Raw genomic sequence first — 15,264 nt, forward strand, 5'->3', positions numbered from 1 at the left:
TACGAACAACAGTTTATGGTGACGAATCGTCAGCGCTACCGTGAAAAAGTCTCCCAGATGGTCAGCTGGGGGCACTGGTTTGCCCTGTTCAACATTCTGCTGGCGACGGTCATTGGCTGTCGTTATCTGTTTGTCGCAGACTGGCCAACAACGCTAACCGGGCGTATCTACTCCTGGATGAGCGTTGTGGGTCACTTTAGCTTTTTGGTTTTCGCCACCTATCTGCTGATCCTGTTCCCCCTGACGTTTATCGTCATGTCGCAGCGTCTGATGCGGTTCTTGTCCGCCATCCTTGCGACGGTGGGGATGACGCTGCTGCTTATCGACAGTGAAGTGTTCACCCGCTTCCACCTGCACCTCAACCCCATCGTCTGGGAACTGGTGATTAACCCCGACCAGAACGAAACGGCCCGTGACTGGCAGCTGATGTTTATCAGCGTCCCGGTGATCCTGCTGATTGAGATGCTGTTCGCTACCTGGAGCTGGCAAAAGCTCCGCAGCCTGACCCGGCGACGCCATTATGCGAAGCCCGTCGCCGCGCTCTTTTTCGTCTCCTTTATCAGTTCGCACATCATGTATATCTGGGCGGATGCAAACTTCTATCGCCCTATTACCATGCAGCGCGCGAACCTGCCGCTCTCGTACCCGATGACGGCCCGTCGCTTCCTCGAGAAACACGGCCTGCTTGATGCGCAGGAGTACCAGCGCCGTCTTATCGAGCAGGGTAATCCGGAAGCCGTCAGCGTTCAGTATCCTCTGAGCGACCTGAACTACCGCGATATGGGGCGCGGGCAAAACGTCCTGCTGATCACCGTCGATGGCCTGAACTATTCCCGTTTCGAGAAGCAGATGCCTGCGCTGGCCGCTTTCGCGAGTCAGAACGTCTCGTTTACTCAGCATATGAGCTCCGGTAACACCGCCGATGCGGGCATCTTTGGCCTCTTCTATGGCATTTCAGCCGGCTACATGGACGGCGTACTGTCTACCCGCACGCCTGCGGCGCTGATCACCGGGCTGAATCAGCAAGGCTATCAGTTAGGGTTGTTCTCCTCCGATGGCTTTAACAGCCCGCTCTACCGCCAGGCGCTGCTGTCCGATTTCTCACTGCCGACGGCGCAAAAACAGTCCGACGCGCAGACCGCCAGCCAATGGATAAACTGGCTGCAGCGCTACGCCCAGGAAGATAACCGCTGGTTCTCATGGGTTGCCTTTAACGGCACAACGCTTGCTGACAGCAATAAGAGTGACTTTGCGCGCCGCTACGGTCACGCGGCTGGCGATGTTGATGCGCAGATAGGCCGCGTGCTTGATGCGCTTCGCGAGTCAGGCAAGCTGGACAACACCGTGGTGATCGTGACCGCGGGTCATGGCGTGCCGCTAGGTGACGAGACGAAGAGTATGAGCTGGTCTCGCCCGAATCTGCAGGTTCCGCTGGTGATCCACTGGCCTGGCACCCCGGCGCAGCGCATCAATATGCTCACCGAGCATAAAGATGTGATGACCACCCTGATGCAACGCCTGCTGCACGTCAGCACGCCAGCAAACGAGTATTCGCAGGGGCAGGATCTCTTCAGCGCCGCGCGCCGCCACAGCTGGGTGACGGCTGCGGGGAATAATACGCTGGTGGTGACCACGCCGAAGCTGACGCTGGTGCTGAACAGCAACGGGAATTATCAGACGTATAATCTGCAGGGTGAACGGCTGAAAGATCAGAAACCGCAGCTGAGCCTGCTGCTTCAGGTCCTGACGGATGAGAAGCGCTTCATCGCTAACTGATTAATAATAAACCAGTTAGCGACAGATTCCCTTGCATTCAAAACGGAATCGAGTAGTATTCTTTTTATGCGTCGGCACGTAGCGCAGCCTGGTAGCGCACCGTCATGGGGTGTCGGGGGTCGGAGGTTCAAATCCTCTCGTGCCGACCAAAAACACATTGAAAACCAGCCTGATGGCTGGTTTTTTATTTCGCCTCGTCCGGCGTTTTGCGCAGATATACTAGCGTAGCCAGACAAATCACCGCTCCGGCATAAAACGTATATTCCGCACCAAACGTTTCCCATATCGCGCCGGCTCCCACGCTGGCGATTAATAATCCCACGCCGCTTACCAGACTAAAAATACCGAAAGCCGTGCCGCGCAGATCGGGCGGTGCGGTTTTAGCGATCATTGCCGCCAGTAATCCCTGGGTCATACCCATATGTATCCCCCAAAGCGCAACGCCTAAAATAATGCCCGCCCAGTGGGTGCTCAGTGCCAGCACAATGTCCGCTCCAATTAGCACCACCAGCCCCCACTGCAATAATCGGGTGTGGCTCATCACGTCGGATAACTTGCCAAACGGATAGGCTGAGAGGAAATAGAGCAGATTCATGGCAACCATCACCAGCGGGATCAGCGCCAGCGGCACACCCGACTGCTGAGCGCGAAGCACAAGAAATGCTTCACTGAAACGTGCGAGCGTGAAGATGGCCCCCAGGCCAATGACCCACCAGCAGCCTTTCCCGAGGCGCCTGAGATTCTCTCGTTTGATGGGATTCGTTCGTTTATGCTCGACAGGGGTTTTAGGCTCGTGCAGGCCGAAGAAAAGCAAGGCAACTGCGAGTACGCCGGGGATCACCGCAATCCAGAAAATGGTACGAAAATCATCATTCCACAGCAGCATTAAGCCTACGGCCAGCAGCGGCCCGAGAAAGGCGCCAATGGTGTCCATCGACTGACGCAAACCAAAAGCCGCGCCGCGGAGTTCCGGCGGCGTAACGTCAGCGACCAACGCATCGCGCGGCGCACCCCGGATCCCCTTCCCTGCCCGGTCGATTAAGCGTGCCCCCAGAATCATGCCCGACGAAGAGGCGATAGCGAACAGCGGCTTACTCAACGCGCCAAGACCGTAGCCCAGAACCGCGAGTCCTTTACGTTTGCCCAGATAATCACTGATGGCGCCAGAAAACACTTTGATAAACAGTGCAGTAGCTTCAGCCAGACCTTCAATCAAACCAATGAAGATCACGCTGGCACCCAGCGTCGTGACCATAAACAACGGCAGCAGGCTGTGAATAATCTCCGAGGAGATATCCATTAACATACTGACGCCGCCCACCACCCAGACGCCTTTCGGGATCCGGCTGAGCGTTGCAAACCGGGATAACATTGCGCATCTCCTGCTTTATGTCGAACAACCTCGTTCGAAACAGAATATCCTGGAAAAAAACATCAGACATAAAAAAAGCCAGCCCGCAGGCTGGCTTCTTATTGCAGGTAAACGCTTAGTGCTTCTCACGTCCACCCAGGAAGAAAATGCCCAGCGGGATGGCCAGCAGAACGGTGAACACCAGGCTGTAGACGAAGATCATCGCCGACTGCAGGACATACATGCTGGTTGTCCAGGCAGAGAGGGGGATATTGTACTGTTCGATCACGCCAACGATGGTTGCCCGCCCCACGCATGCGGCAGCAATCATAAATACGACCAGCAGCGCCAGGAGGAACTTGCGGCCTTCAGGCGTTTTCAGTTTTGCACGAACCATCTCTCTTCCCTTTTACAGATGAATAACAATACATAGGGTCTAAAATAACACGAACTGACACCTGACTCCACACCAGCATAAAAAACCACTAAACAGGTAAATTAAAAGCGCATAACGCTACCCATAGTGAAAATGTAAGTAAATAACACCGGTCATTCATCGTTGTTATGTTAACCTGCGCAGGATCGTTTTGACATAAAGGAATGACAATGAAAAACGCACCTAAATTTGCCATCGCCCTCATCGCCGCCGCGTGCGTCAGCAGCAGCGCTTTCGCCAGCGAAACCCCAAAAGAGCAGCCGCTGGAAAATGTGGCTCCGTACCCGCAGGCGGACAAAGGTATGAAGCGTCAGGTGATTCAGCTGCCGGTTCAGCAGGATGAAGCGAACTTTAAAGTGGAACTGTTAATTGGCAAGACGCTGGAAGTGGACTGCAACCAGCACCGTCTGGGCGGTCAGCTGGAAAGTAAAATCCTGGAAGGCTGGGGTTACGACTATTACGTCTTTGACAAAGTGACCTCTCCGGTCTCCACCATGATGGCCTGCCCGGACGGCAAGAAAGAGAAGAAATTTGTGACGGCGTATCTGGGCGACAACAGTCTGCTGCGCTACAACAGCAAGCTGCCGATCGTGGTCTATACGCCTGAAAACGTGGAAGTGAAGTATCGCGTGTGGAAGGCTGATGAGAACATCGGACAAGCGGTAGTACGTTGAAATTAAGTCGGGTGGCGGCTTCGCCTTACCCGACCCGGAAAGGGTGCGCTCTGGTGCCCTCACCCCACCCCTCTCCCACCGGGAGAGGGAGAAAACACTAAAAACGGTAACGGATGTTACCGTTTTGCTTTTACCTTACAGCGCGATATCCGCAACCGGTTTGTTTTCCGGCTGAGGCTTCAGCTCCGCTTTTGGCGCAGCATCCACAGCCTGTGGCTTGATGTATTGCAGCTGCAGTACGCGGCTGGTGTATTCCAGTTCCTGCTCCGTCGCGCTCACGTTGCCGTTCAGCTTCGTGCCGTAGGATGGAATAATGGTTTTCAGCTTCGCCTGCCATTCCGGGCTGGCGACTTTATCTTTAAACACTTTTTCCATCAGGTGCAGCATGATTGGCGCAGCGGTAGACGCGCCCGGTGACGCCCCCAGCAGCGCGGCGATGGTACCATCCTTATCACTTACCACTTCGGTACCCAGACGCAGCACGCCGCCCTCTTTCGGATCGCGCTTGATGATCTGTACGCGCTGACCCGCCTGCCACAAACGCCAGTCTTCTTTCTTCGCCTGCGGATAGTACTCTTTCAGCGCCTCGAAGCGGTCGTCGTCAGAGAGCATCACCTGGCTGATCAGGTATTTCACCAGGTCGAAGTTATCCAGACCCACGTCCATCATCGGCTTGACGTTAGAGGTGGTCGTGGCGCTGAGCAGATCCCACAGGGAGCCATTTTTCAGGAACTTGGTGGAGAAGGTTGCGAACGGCCCAAACAGCACCACGCGTTTGCCGTCAAGCATACGGGTGTCGATGTGCGGAACAGACATCGGCGGTGCGCCAACGGAAGCCTGGCCGTACACTTTTGCCAGATGACGGTTCACCACTTCCGGGTTTTCTGACACCAGGAACTGGCCGCCCACCGGGAAGCCCGCGTAGTCGTCCGCTTCCGGAATACCGGACTCCTGCAGCAGCTTCAGCGCCGCGCCGCCCGCACCGATAAAGACAAACTTCGCCTTGATGACGTGCTCGGCTTCGTTGTTTTTCAGATCGGCAACGGTCACGCTCCAGCTGTTATCCGCGTTGCGCTTGAAACCGCGCACTTCGGTGCTGAGCTGCAGGTTGAAGTTCTCTTTTTTCTTCAGAGACGTCACCAGCTGACGGGTAATTTCACCATAGTTAACGTCGGTACCAATTTCGGTACGGGTCGCCGCCACTTTCTGGTTCGGGTCACGACCTTCCATGACCAGCGGAGCCCACTCTTTAATCTGCGCGTGGTCTTCAGAGTATTTCATCCCGCGGAACAGCGTGCTCTGCTGCAGAGCGGCGTAGCGCGCGCGCAGGAAGTTGACGTTCTGCTCGCCCCACACAAAGCTCATGTGCGGCACGGTGTTGATGAAGGAGTGCGGGTCGTGCATCACGCCGCTGTTGACCTGATGAGACCAGAACTGGCGAGAAACCTGGAATGCTTCGTTGATCTCTACCGCCTTCTCGATACTAATGGAACCGTCCTTTTTCTGCGGCGTGTAGTTCAGTTCCATGAGTGCCGAATGTCCGGTACCGGCGTTATTCCATCCGTTCGAACTCTCCTGCGCCACGCCATCAAGGCGCTCGACCATGGTCATAGACCAGTCCGGCTGCAGTTCTTGCAGATAGGTTCCCAGCGTGGCGCTCATGATACCGCCACCAATTAAAAGGACGTCCGTTTCCTGCTCTTTTGGTGCGTCAGCTTTCGCCGCCATGGAGACGGTGTTAAGCCCCACGGCCAGAGAAAAGAGCATGGCAGTCATTTTTTTCATAATTTATGCCTTAGTGTAAAAGTGCTTGATGCGTGGAAATTGCAGGTGAAAAAAGCTGCGGGGGCACGGTAACAACTTTTAAATATTGTTTAAAGGTTACGAAATTATTGTAATTGTGAAATTTAATGATGGATTGTTTGTAAGGAATTATCGATGCGTCTGGTAAAGCGCGGTTTTACTGGCTAATATGTTGCGTTTTGTGATCGCGCGCACGGAAGCCTGCCCTAACCAGCGAACTGTTATGTCCCTACCCCATTCTGCTGTATCCCCCGAAGACCGCGTAGCCAACGTGCTGCGTTCCCCAAAGCGGCTGACGCGTGAAACGCTGGCAGGCGTGATTACCGCCCTGGCGCTGATCCCCGAGGTTATCTCATTTTCGGTGGTGGCGGGCGTTGACCCGAAGGTCAGCCTGATCGCCTCCGTGGTGCTGTGTCTTGCCCTGTCTGTACTCGGTGGTCGCCCGGCGATGGTCACGGCAGCGGCCGGGTCCGTGGCGCTGGTCATTGGCCCGATGGTGCATCAGCACGGCGTACAGTACATACTTCCCGCCGTGCTGATGGCGGGCGTGATTCAGATTCTGTTTGGCGTGCTGGGCATGGCAAGGCTGATGCGCTTTATACCCCAGTCGGTCATGACCGGGTTTGTTAACGCCCTGGGCATTTTGATCTTCTTCGCTCAGGTACCGCATTTCTGGAGCCGAAGCCCGCTGATTGTGGGCCTGTTCGTCCTGACGCTGCTGATCGTGCTGTGGGTGCCGCGCTATATCAAAAGCATCCCTTCCCCGCTGATTGCGATTGTTGTGCTTACCTTATTCACCGTTTCAACCGGTCAAATCCTGCCGACCGTGGGCGATGAAGGCTCCATGAGCGGCGGTTTGCCGGGTCTTACCGAGCTGCTGGTCCCGCTCAATGTGCAGACGCTGAGCATTATCTGGCCGTGCGCGCTGAGCATCGCGTTTGTCGGCCTGCTGGAATCCCTGCTGACGGCAAAGCTGGTGGATGAGCTGACCGCGACACCGTCAGGTAAACGCCGCGAAAGCATTGGACTAGGCGTCGGCAATATTCTGGCCGGTTTTTATGGCGGGATTGCAGGCTGCGCGATGATCGGACAAACCATCGTCAACGTGGAGATGGGGAAAGGTCGAAGCCGCATTTCAACCTTTGCGGCGGGCATTGTGCTGCTGATCCTGGTGACGGCGCTCAGCGACGTGATGGCCAAAATCCCGATGGCGGTGCTGGCGGGTATTATGGCGATTGTCGCCGTCAAAACCTTCAGCTGGCACAGCCTTCAGCCAGCCACGGTGAAAACGGCCCCGATTGCAGAAACGGTCGTCATGCTGGTCACCGTAGCCGCCACGGTATCAACCGGCAATCTGGCGATTGGCGTGCTGGGCGGGATTATCGTTATGGCACTCCTTCCCGCCCGCATTAAGCGTCGGCTTAAAGAAGAAAAACCGTCGCCAGCCCAAGAAAAATAAAGAAACCGCCGGTATCGGTGATGGCGGTGATCATCACGCTCGACCCCACCGCGGGGTCGCGCCCCAGTTTGGTCATCGTCAGCGGGATAATCACGCCCATTATCGACGCTACCAGCAGGTTCAGCACCATCGCCAGCATCATCACGCCGCCCAGGGCCATATCGTCGTACAGCCACCAGGTGATGCCGCCCATAATCCCGCCCCACACCAGGCCGTTAATTAGCGCGACGCCCATCTCTCTAAAAATGAGCCACGAAAAGTTACCTGGCTGAATGTTTTCCAGCGCCAGCGCGCGAACGATCATGGTGATGGTCTGGTTTCCGGTGTTGCCGCCGATTCCGGCCACAATCGGCATCAGCGAGGCCAGCGCCACCAGCTGAGAAATGGTGTGTTCAAACCCGTCAATCACCCGGGAGGCGATAAACGCGGTACACAGGTTAATGGCCAGCCACGCCCAGCGCGTTTTTACCGCCTTGCCGACGGAGGCATGGACGTCATCTTCGGCGCTGATCCCGCCGAGCGCGCGCAGGTCGTTGTCGGTTTCTTCATAGACCACGTCAACGATCTCATCGATGGTCAGACGCCCCATCAGTTTGCCGACGGAATCCACGACGGCGGCACTCACCAGGTCGTCACGCTCGAAGGTACGCGCCGCTTTCTCCGCATCGTCTTCCGGGGAGAAGACCATCGGCTCGTTTTCCATCACCTCGCTCACCTTCCGCTGGGTGCTGTTGAGCAGGATGGTTTTCAGCTCCAGCTCGCCGAGCAGGGTTTTATCCCGCGAGGTGACAAACAGTTTATCGGTATTATCCGGCATTTTGCCCAGACGACGCAGATAGCGCTGCACGGTACCGAGCGTGACGTCCGGTCGCACCGTGATAACGCCGAACTCCATGATCGCGCCGACGCTGTTTTTCTCGTAATGCATCACCTGACGCACGCGCGCGCGTTCATCGGCAGGCAGTGACGCCAGCAGGCGACCGGTCAGGTTTCGCGGCAGGTGCTGAACGAGGTAAATCTGCTCGTCGATATCCAGGGTTTGCACCGCGTCGAGAATATCCCGGTCGCTCATCTCGTCGATCAGGTCGTCCCAGACGTTTTCGGAGGCCTCAAGCAGCACCTGCCCGCGCTCGTGATCCTGCACCAGACGCCACAGGGCGTGACGCTCTTCCGAGGGAAGCGCTTCAAGGGTATCCGCCAGATCCGGCGGGGGTAAATGAGCAACCAGCGCACCTACCTCAGCAATATCGTCGGCCAGGGTGCCGACATCATATTGCTCAGCCAGGGTGAGTTTGCCTAAAAGCGTAGAAGTGACCGCTTTATCGGTCGTGAGAAGCCAGATGAGTCGCGCGCGCTCCTGGTCACGCTGTCTGGCGCTGTTTTTCTTTAATACCGACATCAATCATAAATCCATTAAATGAGTTGGGGTTAAGCATAGCGCGGGGATATGTAAATAAGAATAAACAACGGGGCGGGATGGAGAAAAAAGCGGCATTACGGCCACGATCTATCCCCTCTCCCTGTGGGAGAGGGTTAGGGTGAGGGCATCAGGCTGTGCGCGCCACCGCGTCACGCGAGGCCGCATCTCGCTCTTCACCGGTCAGCTCGCTCAGCTTGCCGTCGCGCATCTCCAGCAGGCGGTCAGCATGTATGAAGTAGTGATCGTCATGGCTGATGGCGAAAATGGTTTTGCCCATCTCCTGCATCAGCGGCAGCAGCACCTGATAAAACTCGCGGCGGAAATGCGGGTCCTGATCGGCAGCCCACTCATCCAGCAGGATGATGTCACGCTCTTCCGCCAGCGCCAGCAGCAGCGCCACGCGCTTTTTCTGCCCTTTGGAAAGCTTCAGGTTGAGGATCTTCCCGTCCTGTAACTCCAGCTTGTGCGACATCTGCAGCTGCGTCAGCCATTTTTCCACCAGCGCAGGATTAGCCTGTTGCCCTTCCGGCCCCAGGAGCCGATCGAACAGCCAGACGTCGGTGAACACCGCCGAGAAAAGCTTGCGGTAATCCTCGGGCTTCTCCGCGCTCAGCGCCTTGCCGTCCAGCAAAATCTCGCCCGACTGCGGCTGATAGAGTCCGGTCAGCAACATCGCCAGCGTAGATTTACCGCTGCCGTTGCCGCCGATGAGGAACAGCAGTTCACCGCGGCGGATCGTCAGGTTGACCGGCCCCACGGAGAAGGCGCTGTCCTGATAGCGGAACGTGACGTTACGCAGCTCCAGCGTCTGCCAGTTCGGGAAGGCCTGCGGGCGCGGGAATTCGGCTTTAAACGGCGCGAGATCGAATTTTTTGAGCTTATTAAATGCCACCTGCGCACTCAGCAGGGTGGGCAGCGCACCGACCGCTGAGAGCAGCGGCGTGCGCAAAAACAGCAGCGTCAGCGAGTAGGTTGCCGCGACGTTGGTGTCCGCCCAGCCCAGGCCGTTCGCCATCCAGAATACCAGGCCAATGGCACCCAGCATCATAATGTTTGACCAGTTCACCGCGCTCAGGTGGAAGGTATCGGCGCGAATAATATGATGACGGTATTCGCGCGCGTCCGGGATATAGAGATGATTAAAGATATGCTCAGCGCGCTCGCGGTTCAGGGTGAGCTCTTTGCGCCCTTCCAGCACCGTCTGGTAATCGTTATAAAGCTTATCTTCGGTTTCGCGCAGTACCGCCATGTGTTTGTAGACGCGCGACACCAGCATAAAGCCGCCCCAGATGGTAATAGCAATCCACAGCGCGGTCACCGCCAGCATTTTGCTGGAGAGCCAGGCGAGATAGGCAGCCGAGCCAAAGGTCAGAATGATCCCCTGCACCAGCTCCGGCAGCCGAACGAACGCGATGGTAATGGCGCGCACGTCGCTGGTCAGCCCCGCCAGCAGGGATGCGCTGCCGAGCTGCTCAACGCGCTCTACCTGAGTATCGAGGATCCGCTTGATAAACTCACTGCGCAAACGGAAAACGAAATGGTGCCCGAGCGTGGTCAGCGCCAGCTGGGAACCGAGCGTAACCGCCATCAGCAGGAGCAGCAGGCCGAGAAACTCCGGCAGAACGGAGAGCGAGGTATCGACCATTTCAATCAACCGCACGTTAATAAACGCGATCAGGCCAATACCCAGCGCGGCGCTGGCGAGGCTTAACGCCATTACTGCGATGAAGGGCCAGCGATACTGACGCCAGACGAGGAGAAGTAGTTGCATGCAGGCAATCCGGACAATAAAAATCAGCCAGCAGTGTAAACTGCCCTGCGTGTACATCAAGAATAATTCTTATTTTTGTTTACTCGCCCCCGCCTGACGGAAGGTCAGGTTGAAACGGTATTCACCCGTCAGCGGATGGACCCCGGGCTTCAGCGGCTGAATGCCGTGATAGTATAGCCGCGACTCCCTGCCCCACACCACCACATCGCCATGTTCCAGCATGATGCGCTTGAGCGGGTCGTTGCGACGTAATCCCCCAAACTGGAAGACGGCAGGCAAACCTAATGATACCGAGACGATAGGCGCGCGCAGATCGGGTTCATCCTTGTCCTGATGCAGCGAGAGCTTCGCACCGACGGCGTAGCGGTTGATCAGGCAGGCATCCGGCCGGAAGTCAGGATACTGCGCTGCCACGGCGGCCTCGTGGCAGAGAGACTGAAAAATCGCGGGCATCGGGGGCCACGGCTGGCCGGTAGCGGGATCGTTCGGGGCATACAGATAGCCCCGCTCGTTCGTTGCCCAGCCCAGCTCGCCGCAGTTGGCCATGGCCACCGACATGGTGTAGCCGCCCGGCGTCACCATATGGCGAAACGGCGAAACAGCCGTCACCTCGTCGATACCGGCAAGCAGCGCCGCCGCACGGGAGAGTGCAAAACGGCGCAGGATCACCGCTCCCGGCGCAAGCGGCTCCTGCCAGGGTTCAGCATCCGCAAAAAGATCGAGCATTATCTCTCCTGGCGTTTCGCCTCACGTTTCAGTAATAGCGCCTTTCGCGCCGTCCCCCAACGGTAACCCGACAGCGCGCCGTCGTTACGAACCACGCGATGACAGGGGATCACAATCGCCAGCGTGTTTGCCGCACAGGCTCCGGCAACGGCGCGTACCGCATTAGGTTGACCAATCGCCTGCGCCACCTGCCGGTAACTTGCCGTTTCGCCGCAGGGAATGTTGCGAAGGGCCTGCCAGACGCGCTGCTGGAACACGGTTCCGCTAATATCCAACGGCAGCGCAAGCGGTACGTCGCGGTGATCGATACTGGCAATCACCTGCTGGATCCGCTGTGCGAAATCCTCTTCCAGCTGCGCATGCACTGCTTTTGGAAAATGCGCGGCAAGCTCTTGGGCTAATTCTTCATCGCTGTCACCCAGCAGGATCGCACAGATCCCCCGCTCGCTTTCCGCAACCAGACAGCGTCCTAACGAGCAGTCGCTGATGGCATAACGCACTGCCGCATCCCCTTTGCGGTACTGCTTCGCCGTCATGCCCAGCGCATCGTTGGCTTTGCGATAATAGCTGCTGCTGTCGGGAAAGCCCGCCGCCAGCACGGCGTCGGTAATTTTGTCACCCTGTGCAAGCGCGGTGCGCAGGCGCTGGCCTCGCGCCGCCTGCTGCCAGGCTTTTGGCGTCATACCGGTCACGGACTTAAACAGACGGTGGAAATGGAAAGGACTCATGGCGACCTGCTGCGCCAGCCCCTCAAGGGTTAGCGTGGGATCCTGCTCCAGAAGACGGCAGGCGTGTTCCACTTTTGCCAGCTTCTGCGCCTGCGGATCGCGTTTGTCCGGCATGCAGCGCTTGCACGGGCGAAACCCTGCCTGAACGGCATGGTGGGCATCAGGATAAAAGCGGACGTTTTTACGCAGCGCGTGGCGGGCGCGGCATGACGGGCGGCAGAAAATACCCGTGGTCTGCACGGCGAAGACAAACTGTTCGTCAGCGAGCGGATCGCGGGCCAGCACGGCCTGCCAGCGATCCTCATCGGTAATAAAGGTTGAGTTTCTCATTATCGGCTCCTCTTGTAAGCATACATAGAGCCTGCCTGAGTGCCACTGATAAAAAACCCGCAACCTTGCTTTTTAATTTTTGTCGCGCACCAGGAAGCTATTGAACTGCGGCGAGCTCCAGGTTTTGAACCCGTCGCCCTCTTTGGTGATCATATAAACCGCCAGCCCTTCCTGACGAACCACCTCTTTGGCTTTTTCCGGGCCGAGAACCATTAAGCCAGTATCCCAGGCATCCGCTTCCAGCGCGGTTGGGGCGATGACCGTCACCGAGACCAGGTTATGCGTGATGGGACGCCCGGTCTGCGGATCGATAACATGCGAAATACGCTTCCCGTCAAGCTCGTAATAGTTACGATAGCTCCCGGAGGTACTGATGCCATGTCCGTTGATATCCACTATCGCCTGCACGGCATTTTGCCTATCGGTCGGCTTTTGAATCGCTACGCGCCACGGCTTATCGCTGGCGTTCATCCCCCGGCTGACTAGCGCGCCGCCCACGGAGACCAGATAGCGGGAAATGCCTTCCTGGGCCATCAGCGCTGCAAGATGATCCGCCGCATAGCCTTCCCCTACCGTCGACAGATCGACAAACAGATCGGGGATATCCTTTTGCAGGTACTGTTGTCCGTACTGATTGATCACCGTCAGATGCTGCAGCCCTGTCCGGGCGCGGGCGTCATCAATGGCCGCCTGTTCGGGCGTGGTCACCGGCTGTTTATTAGGTCCAAATCCCCAGAGGTTTACCAGGGGTCCGACGGTCACATCCATCGCGCCGTTGGTTTTATAACCCACGCGTATGGATTCGGTCACGATATCGGCCATCGCCTCGCTCACCGGCCACAGGGAGGTGCTGGTGGAGAGGTTAAAGCGCATCAGCGCCGAGTCATTTTTATAGGTTGAGAGCAGCTGATCGTCGGCATCCAGCTGAGACTGGATTTTGCCGCGTAGCTCATCTGTGCGTGTTTTATCGAGGTTCATCACGCTGACGCGCCAGAAGGTGCCCATCGTTTTGCCTTCGAGCACCGTCGCGGCGGGTGCGTCGGCTTTCGCCACGGGCGCGGAATCGTCACACGCGGTCAGGAAAAAAAGCATAGCCAGAAAGCTGGCGCGTAAAAAAGTCATGTCCATTCATTATTATCCTCATGCCAGGGCGGCAAGAGTACACCAAAACGGGTGAGTTGTTCGAATCTGCGAGACACAAAAAAGGGGCCAGCAGGCCCCTTACGTCACACGATGAAGCGATTAGAACTGGTAAACCAGGCCCAGCGCTACGATATCGTCAGTACCGATACCCGCCTGACGGGTGAATTCATTTTCATCAACCAGGTTGATTTTGTAATCCACGTAGGTGGACATGTTTTTGTTGAAGTAGTAAGTCGCACCAACATCAACATATTTCAGCAGATCCTGATCGCCGTAACCTTCGATGTCTTTCCCTTTAGACTGCAGGTAAGCCACGGACGGACGCAGGCCGAAGTCGAACTGGTACTGAGCAACCACTTCGAAGTTCTGCGCTTTGTTAGCGAAGCCGTAAGCGGTAGTCGGGCTGCTGCCGTTAGAGGTACCGAAACGGGTTGCGTTGTAGGTCTGGGAGTACTGCGCTGCCAGATAGATGTTGTTGGCATCGTATTTCAGGCCGCCAGAATAGACTTCTGCGTTATCGCCATGACCGTAAACGCTTGCGCCGTTCTGATCGGCGGTGCGTTTGGAGGAGGACATTGCACCGCCAACGCTGAAACCTTCACCCAGGTTATAGGTCACGGATGCACCGTAGCCGTCGCCGTTCTGTTTCAGCAGGCTACGACCACCTACGTTTTCACCGCTTACGCTGCCGTTTTTACCCTGATACTGCAGGGCAAAGTTCAGACCATCCACCAGACCGAAGAAGTCCTGGTTACGGTAGGTCGCTACGCCGTTAGCACGGGACTGCAGGAAGTTGTCTGCACCGTAGGTATCGCCGCCAAATTCTGGCAGAACGTCAGTCCAGGAGGTTACGTCGTAGATTACGCCGTAGTTACGACCGTAATCGAAAGAACCCGCGTCACCGAATTTCAGACCCGCGAACGCCACACGCGTCCAGGCATCGTTTTCGCTTTCGGAGGTGTTGCCCTGGATCTGGTATTCCCACTGGCCGTAACCGGTCAGCTGATCGTTAACCTGAGTTTCGCCTTTGAAGCCAAGACGCATGTAAGTCTGGTCGCCGTCGGCACTCTTGTCGTCAGAGAAATAGTGCAGACCATCGACTTTACCGTACAGATCTAATTTGTTGCCATCTTTGTTATAAATTTCGGCCGCATTTGCTGCGCCTGCCACCAGGAGTGCTGGTACCAGGAGGGACAGTACTTTAACTTTCATTTTATTAACCCTCTGTTATATGCCTTATAATTGCCACTGCTTACTGGTTAACCCTCATTAACCAGTCGGCAATTTCATTCTCCGCAAAATTACAGAATAATCCAATGCGAATATGATACGAAAACTTTGAAGATGTTTCATTTACCCATAAACATGTTTCAAAATGTAAATATCAAGGAACTTTTACAAAGCACAAATAGCTTAGAAAATTAGCACTTATAATCAAACAGGAAAATCAAGTCATAAAAATCAATGAGTTACAATAAAATCCGTTACAGCACTGAATGACAAAACAAGATCGCACCTAATCTCTAAAATAACTCTCGCTATCATCATTAACTTTATTTATTACCGTCATTCAGTTTTGAATGTCTGTTTATCCCTAATTGAACCGGATGCTTCGCATTCGGTTTTTTTTTACCTTTCTTTACGTAA

The 15,264-nt window shown here is 56.0% G+C and carries 12 protein-coding genes and 1 tRNA gene; 4 read left to right on the forward strand and 9 right to left on the reverse strand.

The window, feature by feature from the left end; all coding sequences use genetic code 11:
- Window positions 1–15: 15 nt before the first annotated feature.
- Together yejM and ACMGGX_RS03010 are read left to right on the forward strand one after the other, a co-directional pair.
- Window positions 16–1,776, forward strand: a complete 1,761-nt coding sequence (yejM, locus tag ACMGGX_RS03005) for an LPS biosynthesis-modulating metalloenzyme YejM (protein WP_420298022.1) — start codon at window positions 16–18, stop codon at window positions 1,774–1,776.
- 72 nt (window positions 1,777–1,848) lie between these two features.
- A tRNA-Pro gene (locus ACMGGX_RS03010) sits at window positions 1,849–1,925 on the forward strand.
- A gap of 35 nt (window positions 1,926–1,960) precedes the next feature.
- Here ACMGGX_RS03010 and ACMGGX_RS03015 read toward each other — a convergent pair.
- Entirely contained in the window at window positions 1,961–3,148 is a 1,188-nt protein-coding gene (locus ACMGGX_RS03015) for an MFS transporter (protein WP_420298023.1), read from the reverse strand.
- A 115-nt stretch (window positions 3,149–3,263) separates the two neighbouring features.
- A complete protein-coding gene (locus ACMGGX_RS03020) occupies window positions 3,264–3,524 on the reverse strand; it encodes a DUF2534 family protein (RefSeq protein WP_008500962.1) in 261 nt (86 codons plus the stop codon).
- Between the two features lie 209 nt (window positions 3,525–3,733).
- On the opposite strand from ACMGGX_RS03020, the gene eco reads away from it, so the two are divergent.
- Window positions 3,734–4,237 carry a serine protease inhibitor ecotin gene (gene eco, locus ACMGGX_RS03025; protein WP_420298024.1) on the forward strand — a complete coding sequence of 168 codons (504 nt, stop codon included), beginning with the start codon at window positions 3,734–3,736 and terminating at the stop codon, window positions 4,235–4,237.
- A gap of 135 nt (window positions 4,238–4,372) precedes the next feature.
- On the opposite strand, the gene mqo is transcribed toward eco, so the two are convergent.
- Window positions 4,373–6,022, reverse strand: a complete 1,650-nt coding sequence (gene mqo / locus ACMGGX_RS03030; RefSeq protein WP_420298025.1) for a malate dehydrogenase (quinone) — start codon at window positions 6,020–6,022, stop codon at window positions 4,373–4,375.
- Between the two features lie 187 nt (window positions 6,023–6,209).
- On the opposite strand from mqo, the gene ACMGGX_RS03035 reads away from it, so the two are divergent.
- On the forward strand, window positions 6,210–7,499 hold the full coding sequence (locus tag ACMGGX_RS03035) for a SulP family inorganic anion transporter (protein WP_181593533.1): 1,290 nt from the start codon (window positions 6,210–6,212) through the stop codon (window positions 7,497–7,499).
- Here the strand turns inward: ACMGGX_RS03035 and mgtE are convergent.
- The 6 genes from mgtE to ACMGGX_RS03065 form a co-directional block, all read right to left on the reverse strand.
- On the reverse strand, window positions 7,462–8,898 hold the full coding sequence (gene mgtE / locus ACMGGX_RS03040; protein ID WP_059446208.1) for a magnesium transporter: 1,437 nt from the start codon (window positions 8,896–8,898) through the stop codon (window positions 7,462–7,464). The two genes, ACMGGX_RS03035 and mgtE, sit on opposite strands and share 38 nt — an antisense overlap.
- Before the next feature lie 148 nt (window positions 8,899–9,046).
- Complete coding sequence (locus tag ACMGGX_RS03045; protein ID WP_420298026.1) at window positions 9,047–10,690, reverse strand: multidrug ABC transporter permease/ATP-binding protein; 1,644 nt, start codon at window positions 10,688–10,690, stop codon at window positions 9,047–9,049.
- Between the two features lie 69 nt (window positions 10,691–10,759).
- Entirely contained in the window at window positions 10,760–11,416 is a 657-nt protein-coding gene (gene alkB, locus ACMGGX_RS03050) for a DNA oxidative demethylase AlkB (protein WP_202770682.1), read from the reverse strand.
- Window positions 11,416–12,474, reverse strand: a complete 1,059-nt coding sequence (gene ada / locus ACMGGX_RS03055; protein WP_420298027.1) for a bifunctional DNA-binding transcriptional regulator/O6-methylguanine-DNA methyltransferase Ada — start codon at window positions 12,472–12,474, stop codon at window positions 11,416–11,418. The genes alkB and ada overlap by 1 nt, the downstream gene beginning before the upstream one ends.
- 72 nt (window positions 12,475–12,546) lie before the next feature.
- Window positions 12,547–13,602, reverse strand: a complete 1,056-nt coding sequence (apbE, locus tag ACMGGX_RS03060) for an FAD:protein FMN transferase ApbE (protein WP_023312507.1) — start codon at window positions 13,600–13,602, stop codon at window positions 12,547–12,549.
- 114 nt (window positions 13,603–13,716) lie between these two features.
- Window positions 13,717–14,829 (reverse strand): porin OmpC, encoded by a 1,113-nt coding sequence (locus ACMGGX_RS03065; protein ID WP_063441564.1) that lies wholly within the window; start codon window positions 14,827–14,829, stop codon window positions 13,717–13,719.
- Window positions 14,830–15,264 lie beyond the last annotated feature (435 nt).

It is taken from the genome of Enterobacter sp. BNK-29 (assembly GCF_048684785.1).
Taxonomy (GTDB): domain Bacteria; phylum Pseudomonadota; class Gammaproteobacteria; order Enterobacterales; family Enterobacteriaceae; genus Enterobacter; species Enterobacter cloacae_M.

Coding starts and splice junctions, on each gene's coding strand:
- yejM (WP_420298022.1), top strand. CDS start 16: ATGGTGACGAATCGTCAGCGCTACCGTGAAAAAGTCTCCCAGATGGTC.
- ACMGGX_RS03015 (WP_420298023.1), bottom strand. CDS start 3,148: ATGTTATCCCGGTTTGCAACGCTCAGCCGGATCCCGAAAGGCGTCTGG.
- ACMGGX_RS03020 (WP_008500962.1), bottom strand. CDS start 3,524: ATGGTTCGTGCAAAACTGAAAACGCCTGAAGGCCGCAAGTTCCTCCTG.
- eco (WP_420298024.1), top strand. CDS start 3,734: ATGAAAAACGCACCTAAATTTGCCATCGCCCTCATCGCCGCCGCGTGC.
- mqo (WP_420298025.1), bottom strand. CDS start 6,022: ATGAAAAAAATGACTGCCATGCTCTTTTCTCTGGCCGTGGGGCTTAAC.
- ACMGGX_RS03035 (WP_181593533.1), top strand. CDS start 6,210: ATGTTGCGTTTTGTGATCGCGCGCACGGAAGCCTGCCCTAACCAGCGA.
- mgtE (WP_059446208.1), bottom strand. CDS start 8,898: ATGTCGGTATTAAAGAAAAACAGCGCCAGACAGCGTGACCAGGAGCGC.
- ACMGGX_RS03045 (WP_420298026.1), bottom strand. CDS start 10,690: ATGCAACTACTTCTCCTCGTCTGGCGTCAGTATCGCTGGCCCTTCATC.
- alkB (WP_202770682.1), bottom strand. CDS start 11,416: ATGCTCGATCTTTTTGCGGATGCTGAACCCTGGCAGGAGCCGCTTGCG.
- ada (WP_420298027.1), bottom strand. CDS start 12,474: ATGAGAAACTCAACCTTTATTACCGATGAGGATCGCTGGCAGGCCGTG.
- apbE (WP_023312507.1), bottom strand. CDS start 13,602: ATGGACATGACTTTTTTACGCGCCAGCTTTCTGGCTATGCTTTTTTTC.
- ACMGGX_RS03065 (WP_063441564.1), bottom strand. CDS start 14,829: ATGAAAGTTAAAGTACTGTCCCTCCTGGTACCAGCACTCCTGGTGGCA.